This is a genomic window from Nocardia sp. bgisy118 (genome assembly GCF_057708605.1).
The window spans coordinates 54,709-68,252 of the sequence record NZ_JBYISM010000008.1; the positions used below are offsets into that span (position 1 = coordinate 54,709).

Below are 13,544 nucleotides of genomic sequence, written 5' to 3' on the forward strand. Positions count from 1 at the left end.
CGTGCAGCATGCTCCCGTGACGACTTCAGACATCGTGGTCGATCTTCTCGTCACCGCGGGCAGGCTGACCCGGCTGGCCGGGGTGATCGGCGACGACGATCTGCCGCGCGCCGTCCTGCGGGCCCTTGCCGTTCTCGACGAGCGTGGCGCGGTGCGGGTCAGCGAATTCGCCAGGATCGACCGATGCTCCCAACCGGCGGCAACGGCGCTGCTCGGCAGGCTCGTCGAGGACGGATTCGCGACAAGGACCAAGGACCCCGAGGACTCGAGGGCGGTCGTCGTCGACCTGACCCCGGCCGGACGCGAGCGACTGGCACAGGCGCGCGCCGCCTACGGCACGGCCATGGCCTCCCGGCTCGCCGAATTCGACGTCGAACGACTCGCGCGAATGGAAACCGATCTGAACGAACTGCTGGAAGCGCTGAAAAAGAGTGCGCCCCAGCACTATCCGTCGAGGGAAAACCGATGAACACCCTAGTGGACACCGGCGCCGCCACCGGCGCGCCAGCGTCGACCAAACAGCCCAAAGCGGTCTGGGCGGTCGCCTTCGCCAGCGTCATCGCCTTCATGGGCATCGGCCTGGTCGACCCGATCCTCGAGCCGATCGGCGAACAGCTGCACGCCTCACCGTCGCAGGTGTCGCTGCTGTTCACCAGCTACATGCTGGTGACGGGCGTGGCGATGCTGACGACCGGCGTGGTCTCCAGCCGGTTCGGCGCGAAGAAGACACTGCTGGCGGGCTTGGCCATCATCGTGGTGTTCGCCGCGCTGGCGGGCATGTCCGACACTGTCGCGCAGATCGTCGGCTTCCGCGCGGGCTGGGGCCTCGGCAACGCGCTGTTCATCGCCACCGCGCTGGCCACCATCGTCGGCGCGGCCAGCGGCGGCGTCGCACGCGCCATCATCCTGTACGAGGCGGCGCTCGGCATCGGCATCGCGACCGGCCCGCTGGTCGGCGGCGTGCTCGGCGGAATCAGCTGGCGCGGCCCGTTCTTCGGCGTCTCGGTGCTGATGGCCATCGCGTTCGTCTGCCTCGTCGTCCTGCTGCCCGAGGGCCCGAAGCCCGCGCACCGCACGTCGCTCGCCGCGCCGTTCCAGGCGCTGCGCCACCGCGGCCTGCTCACCGTCAGCATCACCGCGCTGCTCTACAACTTCGGCTTCTTCACCCTGCTCGCCTACACCCCTTTCCCGCTGGACATGGGCACCTACGCGATCGGGTTCATCTTCTGCGGCTGGGGCATTCTGCTCGCGCTGGCCTCGGTCTTCCTCGCGCCCGGTCTGCAACGCCGCTTCGGGACGCTGCCGATGATGGCTCTCGCGCTCGGACTGTTCGCGGCGGACCTGGCGGTGATGGCGCTGTTCGCGGAGAACAAGACGGTGCTGATCGTCGGCACCGTGCTCGCTGGCCTGTTCCTCGGCGTGAACAACACCCTGATCACCGAGGCCGTGATGATCTCCGCGCCGGTGGAGCGGTCCACCGCCTCGGCGGCCTACAGCTTCGTCCGGTTCGCGGGCGGCGCCGCAGCGCCGTGGCTGGCGGGCAAGCTCGGGGAGCACAGCATCGCGCTGCCGTTCTGGGTGGGCGCGGCCTGCACCGCGGCGGCCGTCCTCGTCCTCGTCGTCGGGCGCGCCGCGCTCGCCCACATCGACGACCACGATCCCGCGCCGCACTCGGTGGAGGAGGCGCAGGCGATCACCGTCGGCGACTGAATTCCGATACCTCACGGGCCCCGCTGTTCCGGCGGGGCCCGTGGGCGTTTCGCGATCCGACGCCCCGGAACCTGTCACCTGGTCGGCGTACCGTCGAGAATATGACCGAAGAGCAGCGAGGCCGCGTCAAGATCGCGACCAGCCAGAAGCGCGTCCGGGTGTATCTCGGCGGGCACCTGGTGGCCGATACGGACCGCCCGGTGCTGGTGTGGGAGATCCCCTACTACCCCACCTACTACCTTCCCGTCGCCGATCTGCGCGCCAAACTCGAGCCGAACGGCGAGACCACCCACTCCCCGAGCCGTGGCGAGGCCATGGTGTACGACGTGATCGTCGACGGCGTCACCGCGGCCGGCGGCGCCCTGCGCTACCACGATTCCCCGCTACCGGAACTGAACGAACTGGTGCGGCTGGACTGGGACGCCATGGACGAATGGTTCGAAGAGGACGAGCCGGTGTACGTCCACGCGCGCGATCCGTACTCGCGCATCGACATCCTCGGCAGTTCGCGGCACATCCGGATAGAGATCGGCGGCGTCGTCGTCGCGGACTCCCACACCCCGCGCATCCTCTTCGAAACCGGCCTTCCCGCACGCTATTATCTGCCCCTCACCGACGTCCGCCTCGACCTCTTGCACCCCTCCGACACCCACTCCCGGTGCCCCTACAAAGGCACCGCCGACTACTGGACCGTCCGCATCGGCGAGAAGGAATACCCCGACTTCGCCTGGATCTACCGCACTCCGCTACCAGAGAGCCAGAAGATCGCGGGCCTGGCCTGCTTCTACAACGAGAAGGTGGATGTCTGGATCGACGGCGTCCTCGAAGAACGCCCCCGCTCCCCGTTCAGCTGAAAACCTCGACGCCGTATATATCACCTGATATCTTCGATATACGCGGAGATATCAGGAGGTGCGTCATGGCACGGACAGTGATCGACCTCGATGACGAACTCGTCGCCGATGTCGCCAAGGAACTCGGCACCGGAACGAAGAAGGACACCGTCAACGCGGCTCTCCGGGAAGTCCTGGAAAACCGCCGCCGCGCACTGGCTCTCACCCGGCTGCAAGACGCCGTCGCGGAGGGTGCTTTCGATCTGGACATCCTCGAGAACAAGCGGAACTACCGGCGGTGAGCGCGGCGCGCTTCCTCCTCGACACGAGCGCACTGATTCCGATCATGCGCCAAGACCCGGAGGCCTTCGCCTGGCAGCGCGCCGTCGCCGCGGGACTCGTCGCCATCTGCCCGATCGTGGAACTCGAATTCTTCTACACCGCCCGCTCCCACGCCGACCGCGAACGCACGATCGACGACATGCGCGTGCTCTTCGGCTGGGAGCCGGTCGACGACCGCGCCTACACGCGGGCCTGGGAAGTCCAGGGCGAATTGACCAAACGCGGAAAGCACCGCAGCGCAAGCCCGGTCGACCTCGTCCTCGCCGCGACCGCCGAACTCCGCGGCCTCACCCTCCTGCACCGCGACCACGACTTCGACCAGATCGTCGCGATCACCGGCCAAGACCACCGCTGGCTCGGCACCGGCGACAACGACCTGGACTGACCTGGCCCGGTATCAGCCCCGCTGAGGAATGCCTCGCCACCGCGATGCTCGGCGATGACCACCCTGGCGCCCGGGAGAACCAGCGGCTAAACCCAGAGGAACCGGCGTGACAGCCGCGCCCAGCTGACCAACTGCACGAGGTACAAGAGAACGCCGCCGGACCAGGCGAGCCAATGCCATACGGTCCGCAGGGTAGGCGCGGCCCAGATGAGGCCGACCAATGGCACGATCGGAATGATCAGCATGAAGGCCATACGCATAGGGAATTGGCTCCACCCGGTCTGGTAGACAGTCGCCCGGATATAGTTCTCCCATCCGAAAACACGCTCGTCCCCGGACTTCTCGACGATGACCGGACGAAGGCGACCGTTGATGTACTCGCCCATGTGCTGCGCGTGGATCGTGTAGGTCTGGTAGAGCAGGCCGAGGGCCACCGACACGTAGGGGATCGCCAGCAGCAGTTGCGGCGCACCCCGCTCCGACAGCACGAACGCGGCGATCGCGGTGCTGAGCGTGATGTTCAGATTCATAACGGTCCGCTGGCCGCGTCCGATTTCGTCCAGCTCGTTGCGCAACGCGACGAATTCGGCCAAGGCGGCGTCCAGTACCCGCCGCGCCGAATCGTCCCGAGCATTCGTGCCCATGGGATCTCCCCTCCCCGAGCGGGCGGCGACCCATTCGCACCGCTCACACCATGATGCCGGACAACTTCCCGACTGGGGTTCACTTTCCGCCCGCAGTCGTCGCCGAACAGCGAGCACGATGCAGGGGAACTGCTACCGCGGCATCACACGGCGATCGGGGGTTGGGTCGGGGTGTGGCGGTATTGGCCTGGGGCCTGGCCGTATTCGCGTTTGAAGGCTTTGGCGAAGGCGAATTCGGAGGTGTAGCCGACTCTGCGGGCGATGGTGTGCAGGGCGGCGTCGGTGTCGCGGAGGAGGCGGGCCGCGGTGAGCAGGCGCCAGCGGGTGACGTAGGAGAGCGGGGGTTCGCCGATGGTGGCGGTGAAGCGGCGGGCCAGGGTGGCGCGCGAGACGCCCGCGATGTCGCTGAGGTCGGGCACGGTCCACGGGCGGGCCGGGTCCTCGTGCACGGCGCGCAGCGCGGCGGCGACGGCCGGATCGGCGAACGCGCCCGCCCATCCGGTGGTGTGGGCGTCGGCCTGTTCGTCGAACCAGGCACGCAGGATGAACAGCAACATGGTCTCGAGGAGCGTGGCCACCGCGGCATCGCTGCCCTGACGGGGTTCGGCGATCTCGGCGAGGAGCAGGTCCACCGCGCCGCGCAGAGCCGGGTGGCGGCCGGGGCGGGCGGGCAGATGGATGAACTCGGGCAGTTCGTCGAGCAGCGGGTGCGATCGCTGCCTGCCGAGTTCGTAGGCGCCGCAGAGTAATTCGGACCGAACGCCGGGACCGGGAAGTTCGCGCGGCTCACCGGGCAGCGCGGTTTCGGTGACGGGCGAGTCGAGACTGTCGACCAGATCGTGATCGGCGCCGCGCGGCATGAACAGCACGTCGCCGACGCCGAGCGCCAGCGGCTCGCCGCCGGGCGGGACGAGCCAGCACGACCCGCGCAGCACGACGTGGAATCCGGCACCGGGCACCACCGGATAGCGACGGCCCCACGGCGCGTGCCGGATGAACAGACCGGAGGCGGGATTGCCCGTGCGAATCGCGGCGATGGTCTCGCTGAGAACGTCCACGACACAACCATACGCTCAAATAGTGAGCGTTTCAGATATAAGTACGAGCATCTAAGCCATTCATATGCTCACATTGCCGCAATAAGTTGTGAATCATGACAACGCAGACCAGCTCCCCCACCATCGCCGTCTACGGCGCCACCGGCCACACCGGCAGCTACCTGCTCGGCGAGCTGCACCGCCGCGGCCTCACCCCGATCCTGGTGGGCCGCAACGCCGATCGCCTGCGTGCCGCCGCCGTGGCCGCGAATCTTCCGGACGCCGAGATCCGCGTCGCCGAACTCACCGACCACGCCGCCCTTGTCGCCGCGTTCACCGGCGCCGACGCCGTGATCAGCAGCCTGTCGGCCTACGTGCGCAACGGCGAACCGGTGCTGGCGGCCAGCATCGCGGCGGGCGCGCACTACACCGACATCTCCGGCGAGCAGCTGTTCTTGAAGAAGGTCTTCGACGACTACGCCACGGCGGCGGAAGCGGCGGGCGTCACCGTCGTCGCCGGCAGCACCGACAACAACGTGCCCGCCGACCTGCTCGCCCACCTCGTCGCGCGCCGGGTGAACGGCCCGGCCGAGATCGTCGTCAGCCACCTGAGCAAGAGCAGGGGCAACGGCTCGAAGGGCAGCGCCAAGACCGTGTTCGCCAGCCTGGACTGGTTCCGCGACGGCGGTTGGCACTTCGCCGCCGGAGAACTCAGGACCGGCTCCACCGCAAAGCATTCCGAGATGACCTTCCCCGGCGAGTCGGCGCCGACCTCGGTCGGAAAATTCCCGCAGCCACCGGTGCTCACCATCCCGAGGCACACCGAAGTCGCGTCCGTCGAGGGCGTGCTGGCCGCGGACATCCTCGCCACCCTCGGCTCGTTCACCGAGCAGCTCATCGAGCAGATCCCGGATGCGCCGAGTTCGGACCTGCGCTACGAGGTGATCGTGGACGCCCACGGCACCGACGGCCGCGTGGTGCGCGGTGTCGTCGAGGGCGTCGACTCCTACCGCGACTCCGCGCTGCTCGCCGTCGAGATCGCGACCAGGCTTGCCGCGGGGACGACGAAGCCGGGCGCACTGGCGGTGGCCGAAGCGTTCGACCCCGCGGAGTTCCTGGATTCCCTGGCCCGCTTCGACATCACCTGGCGCATAGAGGAATTCTGACCTCAGGCCGTGGCGAGTTCCGCCAGAGCACGTGGAGTATTCGCTCACCGCGCTCGGGAAATCGTTGGAAGAACCGCTTGCCGCGATCTGCGCGTGGGCGGTCGAACACGGCGACGGGCATAGAGTCGGGGTATGACCGACGACCGGCCTGCCCTGGCCATCGCACTCGACCTGGCGCCGCACCCCGAGGGGGGCTGGTATCGCCAAACATGGCGAAGCCCAGTGGAATTCACGCCACCCGGCTATCCGGGAGCGCGAGCTGCCGCCACGATGATCCATTTCCTGCTGATGCCGGGAGAACGCTCGGCCCCGCACACGGTGCGCTCGGACGAGCTGTGGCTCTGGCACCGCGGCGGACCACTCGCGCTCGACATCGGTGGCGAGGAAGTCGTCCTCGGACCCGATGTCGAGCGCGGTCAGCTGTTGCAAGCCGTGGTCCCCGGCGGAGTAAGCCAGGCGGCGCGGCCGCTCGGCGACGAGTACGTCCTGGTCAGCTGCCTCGTCGCGCCGGGCTTCGACTTCGAGGACTTCCGGCTCGACTGAGATTTACTTCGGAACGTCGATCACGCCCTCGTCGACCGCCCACTTGATGGTCTTCTCCAGCTGCGGGCAGGTGTCGGGACGACCCGGACGGCTGCCCGACGCGGCGAGCTCGGCGAAGACCGGGCAGTGCGTTTCGGGCGGCTCAGTCCACTGCACCGAGGTCTGGTGCGAGCTCGATTTGCGCACCAGCACCTCACTGCGGCAGGCCTGACACCGCAACGGCGTCAGGCCTTCCTCCAGATAGGTCTGCTTGTCGACCACGGTCTGGGCCTGCACCGCCGCCCGCCGCGCGGGCTGATCGGCGAAGTCCGGCGCCTTGGCCCAGGTCGCAGCCATCAGACGCCTGCCTCGGCTTCCTTCGTCGCCGCTTCTTCGGCTTCGTGCTTGCGCCGCAGATTCTCCGCGACCTCGGCCTCCCACGCCTCGTTCGCCTTGGTGGTGTCCACCTCGAACTCGAAGCGCTGGGTCATCTTCTCGGTCACGTCGGCGACGTCGACGTAGAACTGGTCGTACCAGCGGCGCAGCTGGTAGACCGGCCCGTCCTCCTCGCACAGCAGCGGGTTCTCGACCTTGGACTTGTGCTTCCAGATCTCGACGTCCTGCAGGAAGCCGACGCTGATGCCCTCGGTCATCTTCTCGGCCAGCTTGTCGGCCATCGCGCCGTCGACGCCCTTCGGCTTCTCCAGCGAGATGCCCCACTGCAGGACGAAGGAATCCTGTGTCACCGGGTAGTGGCAGTTGATCAGGACGCTCTTGACCTCGTAACCGCTGTAGATGTTGACCAGCGGGTTGATCATGTACGAGGGCCCGAAGTACGAGGCTTCCGACTTCAGCAGGGTGTCGCCGCCGTACTTGGAGGCCATGCCGATGTCGGGACGGCCCTTGGTCTCCAGGAACTGGGTGGCGATGTGTCCTTCGAAGACGTTCTTGAAGTACGTCGGGAACGCGAAGTGGATGTAGAAGAAGTGGGCCATGTCGACCACGTTGTCGATGATCTCGCGGCAGTTGGCGCCCTCGATGAGCATCGAGTTCCACGTCCAGTCGGTCCACCCGCTGTCGAGCTTGTCGGTCGGGTTGCCGTTCGCGTCGGTGTACGGACCCTCGATGTGCGGGATGGTGATCTCCGGCGGCGGCTCGTTGCCCTCGTGGTCGTGCCAGACGAACAGCTGACCGTTGCGCTCGAGCGTGGTCCACTTCCTGGTGCGCGCGAGCGGGGGGACGCGGCGCGCGTAGGGGATCGAGCTGCACTTGCCGTTGACGCCGGACCAGCGCCAGTCGTGGAACGGGCAGGCGATGTCGTCGCCCTTGACCTCGCCCATGCTCAGGTCGCCGCCCATGTGCCTGCAGTAGGCGTCGAGCACCCGCAGTTCGCCCGCGCTGTCGGCCCAGATCACCAGTTTGGTGCCGAACACGTTCACCGCGTGCGGCTTACCGTCCCGGTACGTCTTGGCCAGGCCGAGGCAATGCCATCCCCGTGCATAGCGGGTAGGCGCCGAGCCGACATCCAGCTCCCTGGGCTTGCCACCGCTCCCTTTGGGGGTAACTGCCATCGCGATTCCTCCTCCTTCTGTACTAGAACACGTTACAAAAATGTCGCGTTCCATGCCAGCGATTCGGGTCACTTCCTGCGCATGTCCATCCACGACCTGCGATGAACGCCGGTTCTCGACATAAATAAGAACCTGTTCTAGTCTCAGAGGCAAATGAGTACCGGTTACCAATCCGACCAGGCAGGAGCAGGTCCCGAGATGACGCAAGAAGTGACCGAGCGGGTCGAAGCGCTGTTGCCGACGCTGCGTGAGCGCGCGCAGGAGGCCGAGGACCTGCGGCGCATCCCCGACGAATCGATCAAGGCGCTCCAAGAGACCGGCTTCTTCCGGCTGCTACAGCCCAAGCAGTGGGGCGGATACGCCGCCGATCCGGTCGTCTTCTACGACACCGTCCGCAAGCTCGCCAGCGCGTGCGGGTCCACCGGCTGGGTGGCGGGCATCGTCGGCGTGCACAACTGGCACCTCGCGCTGTTCGACCAGCAGGCGCAAGAGGACGTGTGGGGCGAGGACACCGAAGTGCGGATCTCCTCCTCCTATGCCCCGATGGGCGCGGGCACGGTCGTGGAGGGCGGCTACATCGTCAAGGGCGCGTGGGCCTGGTCCTCGGGCTCCGACCACGCCACCTGGGCGGTGCTCGGCGGTCCGGTCATCAAGGACGGCAAGCCGGTGGACTTCGGCAGCTTCCTCATCCCCCGCACCGAGTACCGCATCGACGACGTATGGAACGTGGTCGGCCTGCGCGGCACCGGCTCCAATACCGTTGTCGTGGAAGACGTTTTCGTGCCGAAGCACCGGTTCCTCAGCTTCCGGGCGATGAGCGAGCTGAAATCGCCCGGCCTGGAGCAGAACCCGGATCCGGTTTACAAGATGCCGTGGGGCACCATCCATCCCACCACCATCTCCGCGCCGATCGTCGGCATGGCCTACGGCGCCTACGCCGCGCACGTCGAGCACCAGGGCAAGCGGGTGCGCGCGGCCTTCGCAGGCGAGAAGGCCAAGGACGATCCGTTCACCAAGGTCAGGGTCGCCGAGGCCGCCAGCGACATCGACGCGGCCTGGCGCCAGCTCTCCGGCAACGTCGCCGACGAATACGCGCTGCTGACGGCGGGCAAGGATATTCCGTTCGACCTGCGGGTGCGGGCCCGCCGCGACCAGGTGCGCGCCACCGGACGGGCGATCGCCTCCATCGACAAGCTCTTCGAAGCCTCGGGTGCCACGGCGCTGGCGAACGGCACTCCGCTGCAGCGCTTCTGGCGCGACGCGCACGCGGGCCGGGTGCACGCGGCCAACGATCCCGAGCGGGCCTACGTCATGTACGGCACGCACGAGTTCGGGCTCCCGGTCACCGACGGCATGGTGTAGGCGGCATCGTGACCACCACTGCTGAACTCACCTTCGAATCGACCTCGCGTTACGCGCAGGTCCGGCCGGATCTGCGCCTGCACTACCACGAGGCGGGCAGCGGCAACGGGCCGACGATCGTGCTGCTGCACGGCGGCGGGCCCGGCGCGTCGTCCTGGTCGAATTTCGCACGGAACATCCCCGTGCTGGCGCAGAATTTCCATGTGCTCGCGGTGGATCAGCCCGGTTTCGGCAAGTCGGACAAGCCGGTCGATCATCCGCAGTACTTCGCGCACTCCGCGTCGGCGCTGAAGGATCTGCTCGACCACTTGCAGATCACCGACCGGGTGCACATCCTCGGCAATTCGCTCGGCGGCGGCGCCGCGGTCCGGTTCGCGCTCGACTACCCGGACCGCGCGGGCAAGCTGGTGCTGATGGGCCCCGGCGGGCTGAGCCTGAACGCCTTCGCGCCGGACCCGACCGAGGGCGTGAAACTGCTCTCGCGCTTCAACTTCGAGCCGACCAGGGCGAATCTCGAAGCGTTCCTGCGGATCATGGTCTTCGACCAGAAGCTGATCACCGAAGAACTCATCGACGAGCGCTTCGAATCGGCCAAGACCCCCGAGGCGCTGGCCGCGACCCGCGCGATGGGCAAGTCGTTCTCCGGGCCCGATTTCGAGCTCGGGATGCTCTGGCGCGACGCCTACAAGCTGCGCCAGCCGGTGCTGCTCATCTGGGGCCGCGAGGACCGGGTCAACCCGCTCGACGGCGCCATCATCGCCACCAAGATGATTCCGCGGGTGCAGCTGCACGTGTTCGGCGGCTGCGGGCATTGGGCACAGTTGGAGAAGTTCCACGAATTCAACCGGCTGGCAACGGACTTCCTGTCCGGATCCGGCAAGGAGAAGTAGATCATGGGCATTCGATCGCTCGGCTATCTGCGCATCGAGGCCACCGATATGGCGGCCTGGCGCGAGTACGGCCTCAAGGTGCTCGGCATGGTGGAGGGCAAGGGTTCGGTCCCGGACGCGCTCTACCTGCGAATGGACGAATTCCCGGCCCGGCTGGTGATCGTCCCCGGTGACAAGGACCGGCTCCAGGTCTCCGGCTGGGAGACCGCCAATGCCGAAGAACTGCAAGACATCCGGAATCGGTTGGACGCCGCGGGCGTGCCCTACAAGGAGGGCAGCGCGGCGGAGAAGGCCGATCGGCGCGTCTACGAGCTGATCAGCTTCGAGGACCCGTCGGGCAACGTGCTCGAGGCGTTCCACGGCGTCGCGCTGGAGCACCGGCGGGTGGTCAGCCCGTACGGGCACCGGTTCGTCACCGAGGAGCAGGGTCTCGGCCACGTGGTGCTCAGCACCTCCGACGACAAGGCCGCGCTGGAGTTCTACCGCGACGTGCTCGGGTTCCGGCTGCGCGACTCGATGCGGCTGCCACCGCAGATGGTCGGCCGTCCCGCCGACGGCGAACCAGCCTGGCTGCGGTTCTTCGGCTGCAATCCGCGCCACCACTCGCTGGCGTTCCTGCCGATGCCGACACCGAGCGGCATCGTCCACCTGATGCTCGAGGTGGAGAACGCCGACGACGTCGGCCTGTGCCTGGATCGCGCGCTGCGCAAGAAGGTCAAGATGTCGGCCACCCTCGGCAGGCACGTCAACGACAAGATGCTGTCCTTCTACATGAAGACGCCGGGCGGCTTCGATGTCGAATTCGGCTGTGAGGGACTGGAAGTCGACGACCACGACTGGATCGCCAGGGAGTCCACCGCCGTGAGCCTGTGGGGCCACGACTTCACGGTGGGCCAGCGCCAGCAATGACGGACGGGGTGAGCGAGCCTGTGATGGAGACGAAACCGACCGTCGACGCGCATCCGGTGATCGATGCGCGCCAGTTCCGCAATGTGCTCGGGCAGTTCTGCACCGGCATCACCGTCATCACCGCCTTCGGCGACGACGCGGCGCCGATCGGCTTCGCCTGTCAATCGTTCGCCGCCCTGTCCCTCGATCCCCCGCTGGTGCTGTTCTGCCCCACCAAGGCGTCGCGCTCCTGGGCGGCGATCGAGAAATCAGGACGCTTCTGCGTCAACATCCTCGCCGAGGAACAACAGCAGCTGTGTGCCCGCTTCGGCTCCCGCGAACCCGACAAGTTCGCCGGAACCCTGTGGCACACATCGGAACTGGAGCTCCCGGTACTGGACGACGCGCTGGCCACGATCCAGTGCACGGTGGACAGCGTCGTCGACGGCGGCGATCACTACATCGTGATCGGCCGCGTGCAGGTCCTGTCGGAGTCCACGGACTCCGGCAGGCCCCTGCTGTTCTATCGCGGTCAGTACACCGCCATCGAGCCGGAGAAGACCGTGCCCGCGCCGTGGCGCGCCGATCTCGACCACTTCCTCACCACGACCACGCTGGACACCTGGCTGTGAGGCCGGTTCAGCGGTAGGGCGTACCCCCGGCTGCGCTAATAGACGGTTCCCTCCACGGTGGCGGCGTATTGCGCCCACTTCTGCACGCCGTCGGCGTGGTCGGGGCAGGTGTTGTCGCCCGCACGGAAGCCTCGCGCCACCTTGCCCGGCAAGGGAAGCCGGACGATCCGGCGGGGGCGCGACCGCTCGGCGCGCCACACCTCCGCCAGCTCCGCCATGGTCAGTACCTCGGGGCCGCCGAAATCGGGGGCGCGACCGAGCGGCGGCCCTTGGATCAGTTCGGCGATGCGCGCCGCGACGTCCACCGTGGCGACCGGCTGGAACCGGAAGTCCAACGGCAGCGGGGCGATCGGCAGACCTTCGACGCGCTGCAGGATCTCGGCGATCAGTTCGTGGAACTGCGTCGCACGCAGAATCGTGTGCGGCACGCTGCTTTCGGTGATCACCTGCTCGCAGGCGAGTTTGTTCCGGTAGTAGCGGAACGGGATGCGGTCGATGCCGACGATCGAGACGTACAACAGGTGGCCGACGTCCTTCGCGGCCGCGAGGAGATTGCGGGTCTGCTCGATATCGGGTCCGCCGAATTTGCGGAAATCCGAGGCCGCGTGCACCACGGCGTCCACACCGGCCACGGCCTCTGCCACGCCTTCCCCCGTTTGCAGGTCGCCCACGTGCGTGCCCGCGCCAGGGCGGCGCGAGAGGACCCGCACGTCGTGCCCCTCCTCGCGCAGCAACGACACGATGTGCCTGCCCAACGCTCCGGTTCCTCCGGTCACAAGAATGCTGCTCATGACTGACGTCTACTCCGCAAACATGGGGCGACACAAGGTCCCGGCCGCGCGAGTTCGGTAACAAACTGCTCAATCGGTGAGCGCTTCAGAGCGGATGATCGACAGGTGAGACCACCCCTCGCACCCTGGGAGACCACGATGAACCAGCTCACCGAGATCCACGCTTTCGCCGACTCCGCGCAGTGGGAGTCGTGGCTCGCGGCCAACCACGACCGGTCGACCGGGGTCTGGCTGAAGATCGCGAAGAAGCACACGGCGGGCGCCGCGATCTCCATCGCCGAGGCGCTCGACGGCGCCCTCTGCTACGGCTGGATCGACAGCCACCGCCGCGGTCTCGACGCGGACCATTACCTCCAGCGCTACTCCCCGCGCCGCCCGAAGAGCCCGTGGTCGCTGGTCAATGTCCGCAAGGTGGAGGCGTTGATCACCGCGGGACGCCTGCGCGATCCTGGCTGGGCGGCGGTTCGCGCGGCGCGCGCCGACGGACGGTGGTCTGCCGCCTACGAACCCCAGCGCAGCGCGACGGTTCCCGCGGACCTTTCGGCCGCACTGGCGCAAAACCCGCTGGCGCGCACCAGGTTCGACGGTCTCGGCCGGTCCGAGCAGTACGCGCTGTTCCTACCGTTGATGAAGGCGCGCACCGACGCCGAACGCGCCGCCCGACTCGGGCGCGCGATCGACGAACTCGGTCGCGCCGCCGACTGACTCCCTCGGCGTGTGTCGGCGGCGTCGACGCGTACGCGAACGGCGATCAGCCGCTGCTCGGCACCG

General features: G+C 67.5%; 17 protein-coding genes and 1 pseudogene. 13 read left to right on the forward strand and 5 right to left on the reverse strand.

Features of this window, described 5'->3' with window-relative positions; translation table 11 throughout:
* The first annotated feature begins 16 nt into the window (after positions 1 to 16).
* From AC3EO7_RS12405 to AC3EO7_RS12425, 5 genes are all read left to right on the forward strand, one after another.
* Positions 17 to 469, forward strand: coding sequence for a MarR family winged helix-turn-helix transcriptional regulator (locus tag AC3EO7_RS12405; protein ID WP_435591238.1), 453 nt, complete (start codon positions 17 to 19; stop codon positions 467 to 469).
* Positions 466 to 1,710, forward strand: coding sequence for an MFS transporter (locus tag AC3EO7_RS12410; RefSeq protein WP_435591239.1), 1,245 nt, complete (start codon positions 466 to 468; stop codon positions 1,708 to 1,710). Before AC3EO7_RS12405 ends, AC3EO7_RS12410 begins: the two co-directional genes overlap by 4 nt.
* Positions 1,711 to 1,811: 101 nt before the next feature.
* The gene (locus AC3EO7_RS12415) at positions 1,812 to 2,564 is read left to right on the forward strand and encodes a DUF427 domain-containing protein (RefSeq protein WP_431967136.1); all 753 of its coding nucleotides are present in this window, start codon (positions 1,812 to 1,814) and stop codon (positions 2,562 to 2,564) included.
* Between the two features lie 65 nt (positions 2,565 to 2,629).
* Positions 2,630 to 2,845: a type II toxin-antitoxin system VapB family antitoxin gene (locus tag AC3EO7_RS12420; RefSeq protein WP_431967138.1), complete on the forward strand. Its 216-nt coding sequence runs from the start codon at positions 2,630 to 2,632 to the stop codon at positions 2,843 to 2,845.
* Positions 2,842 to 3,270 (forward strand): PIN domain nuclease, encoded by a 429-nt coding sequence (locus tag AC3EO7_RS12425; protein ID WP_435591240.1) that lies wholly within the window; start codon positions 2,842 to 2,844, stop codon positions 3,268 to 3,270. The genes AC3EO7_RS12420 and AC3EO7_RS12425 overlap by 4 nt, the downstream gene beginning before the upstream one ends.
* 86 nt (positions 3,271 to 3,356) lie before the next feature.
* On the opposite strand, the gene AC3EO7_RS12430 is transcribed toward AC3EO7_RS12425, so the two are convergent.
* A complete protein-coding gene (locus tag AC3EO7_RS12430; protein ID WP_435591241.1) occupies positions 3,357 to 3,914 on the reverse strand; it encodes a hypothetical protein in 558 nt (185 codons plus the stop codon).
* 143 nt (positions 3,915 to 4,057) lie between these two features.
* Positions 4,058 to 4,972: an AraC family transcriptional regulator gene (locus AC3EO7_RS12435; RefSeq protein WP_431967144.1), complete on the reverse strand. Its 915-nt coding sequence runs from the start codon at positions 4,970 to 4,972 to the stop codon at positions 4,058 to 4,060.
* A gap of 95 nt (positions 4,973 to 5,067) precedes the next feature.
* Here AC3EO7_RS12435 and AC3EO7_RS12440 point away from each other — a divergent pair, with 95 nt between their 5' ends.
* The 3 genes and pseudogenes from AC3EO7_RS12440 to AC3EO7_RS12450 all read left to right on the forward strand — a co-directional run bounded on the left by AC3EO7_RS12440 (position 5,068) and on the right by AC3EO7_RS12450 (position 6,660).
* Entirely contained in the window at positions 5,068 to 6,117 is a 1,050-nt protein-coding gene (locus AC3EO7_RS12440; protein WP_435591242.1) for a saccharopine dehydrogenase NADP-binding domain-containing protein, read from the forward strand.
* Between the two features lie 28 nt (positions 6,118 to 6,145).
* Positions 6,146 to 6,253: pseudogene (locus AC3EO7_RS12445) on the forward strand (winged helix-turn-helix transcriptional regulator); the annotation flags it as partial.
* Positions 6,250 to 6,660, forward strand: coding sequence for a cupin domain-containing protein (locus tag AC3EO7_RS12450; RefSeq protein ID WP_431967148.1), 411 nt, complete (start codon positions 6,250 to 6,252; stop codon positions 6,658 to 6,660). The pseudogene AC3EO7_RS12445 and the gene AC3EO7_RS12450, both read left to right, overlap by 4 nt.
* 3 nt (positions 6,661 to 6,663) lie before the next feature.
* Here the strand turns inward: AC3EO7_RS12450 and AC3EO7_RS12455 are convergent, their stop codons facing one another.
* On the reverse strand, positions 6,664 to 6,996 hold the full coding sequence (locus tag AC3EO7_RS12455; RefSeq protein ID WP_431967150.1) for a hypothetical protein: 333 nt from the start codon (positions 6,994 to 6,996) through the stop codon (positions 6,664 to 6,666).
* Positions 6,996 to 8,210, reverse strand: a complete 1,215-nt coding sequence (locus AC3EO7_RS12460; protein WP_435591243.1) for a 3-ketosteroid-9-alpha-monooxygenase, oxygenase component — start codon at positions 8,208 to 8,210, stop codon at positions 6,996 to 6,998. Before AC3EO7_RS12460 ends, AC3EO7_RS12455 begins: the two co-directional genes overlap by 1 nt.
* Positions 8,211 to 8,408: 198 nt before the next feature.
* On the opposite strand from AC3EO7_RS12460, the gene hsaA reads away from it, so the two are divergent.
* Genes hsaA through hsaB form a run of 4 tightly spaced genes read left to right on the forward strand, consistent with a single transcriptional unit; the run spans position 8,409 to position 11,982 of the window.
* On the forward strand, positions 8,409 to 9,572 hold the full coding sequence (gene hsaA, locus AC3EO7_RS12465) for a 3-hydroxy-9,10-secoandrosta-1,3,5(10)-triene-9,17-dione monooxygenase oxygenase subunit (protein WP_435591244.1): 1,164 nt from the start codon (positions 8,409 to 8,411) through the stop codon (positions 9,570 to 9,572).
* Positions 9,573 to 9,580: 8 nt separating this feature from the next.
* Positions 9,581 to 10,462, forward strand: a complete 882-nt coding sequence (gene hsaD, locus AC3EO7_RS12470) for a 4,5:9,10-diseco-3-hydroxy-5,9,17-trioxoandrosta-1(10),2-diene-4-oate hydrolase (protein ID WP_435591245.1) — start codon at positions 9,581 to 9,583, stop codon at positions 10,460 to 10,462.
* Between the two features lie 3 nt (positions 10,463 to 10,465).
* Positions 10,466 to 11,371 carry an iron-dependent extradiol dioxygenase HsaC gene (gene hsaC, locus AC3EO7_RS12475; RefSeq protein WP_431967158.1) on the forward strand — a complete coding sequence of 302 codons (906 nt, stop codon included), beginning with the start codon at positions 10,466 to 10,468 and terminating at the stop codon, positions 11,369 to 11,371.
* A 23-nt stretch (positions 11,372 to 11,394) separates the two neighbouring features.
* The gene (gene hsaB / locus AC3EO7_RS12480; protein WP_435591246.1) at positions 11,395 to 11,982 is read left to right on the forward strand and encodes a 3-hydroxy-9,10-secoandrosta-1,3,5(10)-triene-9,17-dione monooxygenase reductase subunit; all 588 of its coding nucleotides are present in this window, start codon (positions 11,395 to 11,397) and stop codon (positions 11,980 to 11,982) included.
* A 35-nt stretch (positions 11,983 to 12,017) separates the two neighbouring features.
* Here hsaB and AC3EO7_RS12485 read toward each other — a convergent pair whose 3' ends face one another.
* Positions 12,018 to 12,773, reverse strand: a complete 756-nt coding sequence (locus AC3EO7_RS12485) for an SDR family oxidoreductase (protein ID WP_431967162.1) — start codon at positions 12,771 to 12,773, stop codon at positions 12,018 to 12,020.
* Between the two features lie 105 nt (positions 12,774 to 12,878).
* Between AC3EO7_RS12485 and AC3EO7_RS12490 the strand changes: the two genes are divergently transcribed.
* Entirely contained in the window at positions 12,879 to 13,478 is a 600-nt protein-coding gene (locus AC3EO7_RS12490) for a YdeI/OmpD-associated family protein (protein WP_431967164.1), read from the forward strand.
* Positions 13,479 to 13,544 lie beyond the last annotated feature (66 nt).

What these genes read in the sequence shown, in the direction of transcription:
- AC3EO7_RS12410 (WP_435591239.1), top strand. Translation starts at nt 466, where the DNA reads ATGAACACCCTAGTGGACACCGGCGCCGCCACCGGCGCGCCAGCGTCG.
- AC3EO7_RS12415 (WP_431967136.1), top strand. Translation starts at nt 1,812, where the DNA reads ATGACCGAAGAGCAGCGAGGCCGCGTCAAGATCGCGACCAGCCAGAAG.
- AC3EO7_RS12420 (WP_431967138.1), top strand. Translation starts at nt 2,630, where the DNA reads ATGGCACGGACAGTGATCGACCTCGATGACGAACTCGTCGCCGATGTC.
- AC3EO7_RS12430 (WP_435591241.1), bottom strand. Translation starts at nt 3,914, where the DNA reads ATGGGCACGAATGCTCGGGACGATTCGGCGCGGCGGGTACTGGACGCC.
- AC3EO7_RS12440 (WP_435591242.1), top strand. Translation starts at nt 5,068, where the DNA reads ATGACAACGCAGACCAGCTCCCCCACCATCGCCGTCTACGGCGCCACC.
- AC3EO7_RS12450 (WP_431967148.1), top strand. Translation starts at nt 6,250, where the DNA reads ATGACCGACGACCGGCCTGCCCTGGCCATCGCACTCGACCTGGCGCCG.
- AC3EO7_RS12455 (WP_431967150.1), bottom strand. Translation starts at nt 6,996, where the DNA reads ATGGCTGCGACCTGGGCCAAGGCGCCGGACTTCGCCGATCAGCCCGCG.
- AC3EO7_RS12460 (WP_435591243.1), bottom strand. Translation starts at nt 8,210, where the DNA reads ATGGCAGTTACCCCCAAAGGGAGCGGTGGCAAGCCCAGGGAGCTGGAT.
- hsaA (WP_435591244.1), top strand. Translation starts at nt 8,409, where the DNA reads ATGACGCAAGAAGTGACCGAGCGGGTCGAAGCGCTGTTGCCGACGCTG.
- hsaC (WP_431967158.1), top strand. Translation starts at nt 10,466, where the DNA reads ATGGGCATTCGATCGCTCGGCTATCTGCGCATCGAGGCCACCGATATG.
- hsaB (WP_435591246.1), top strand. Translation starts at nt 11,395, where the DNA reads ATGGAGACGAAACCGACCGTCGACGCGCATCCGGTGATCGATGCGCGC.
- AC3EO7_RS12485 (WP_431967162.1), bottom strand. Translation starts at nt 12,773, where the DNA reads ATGAGCAGCATTCTTGTGACCGGAGGAACCGGAGCGTTGGGCAGGCAC.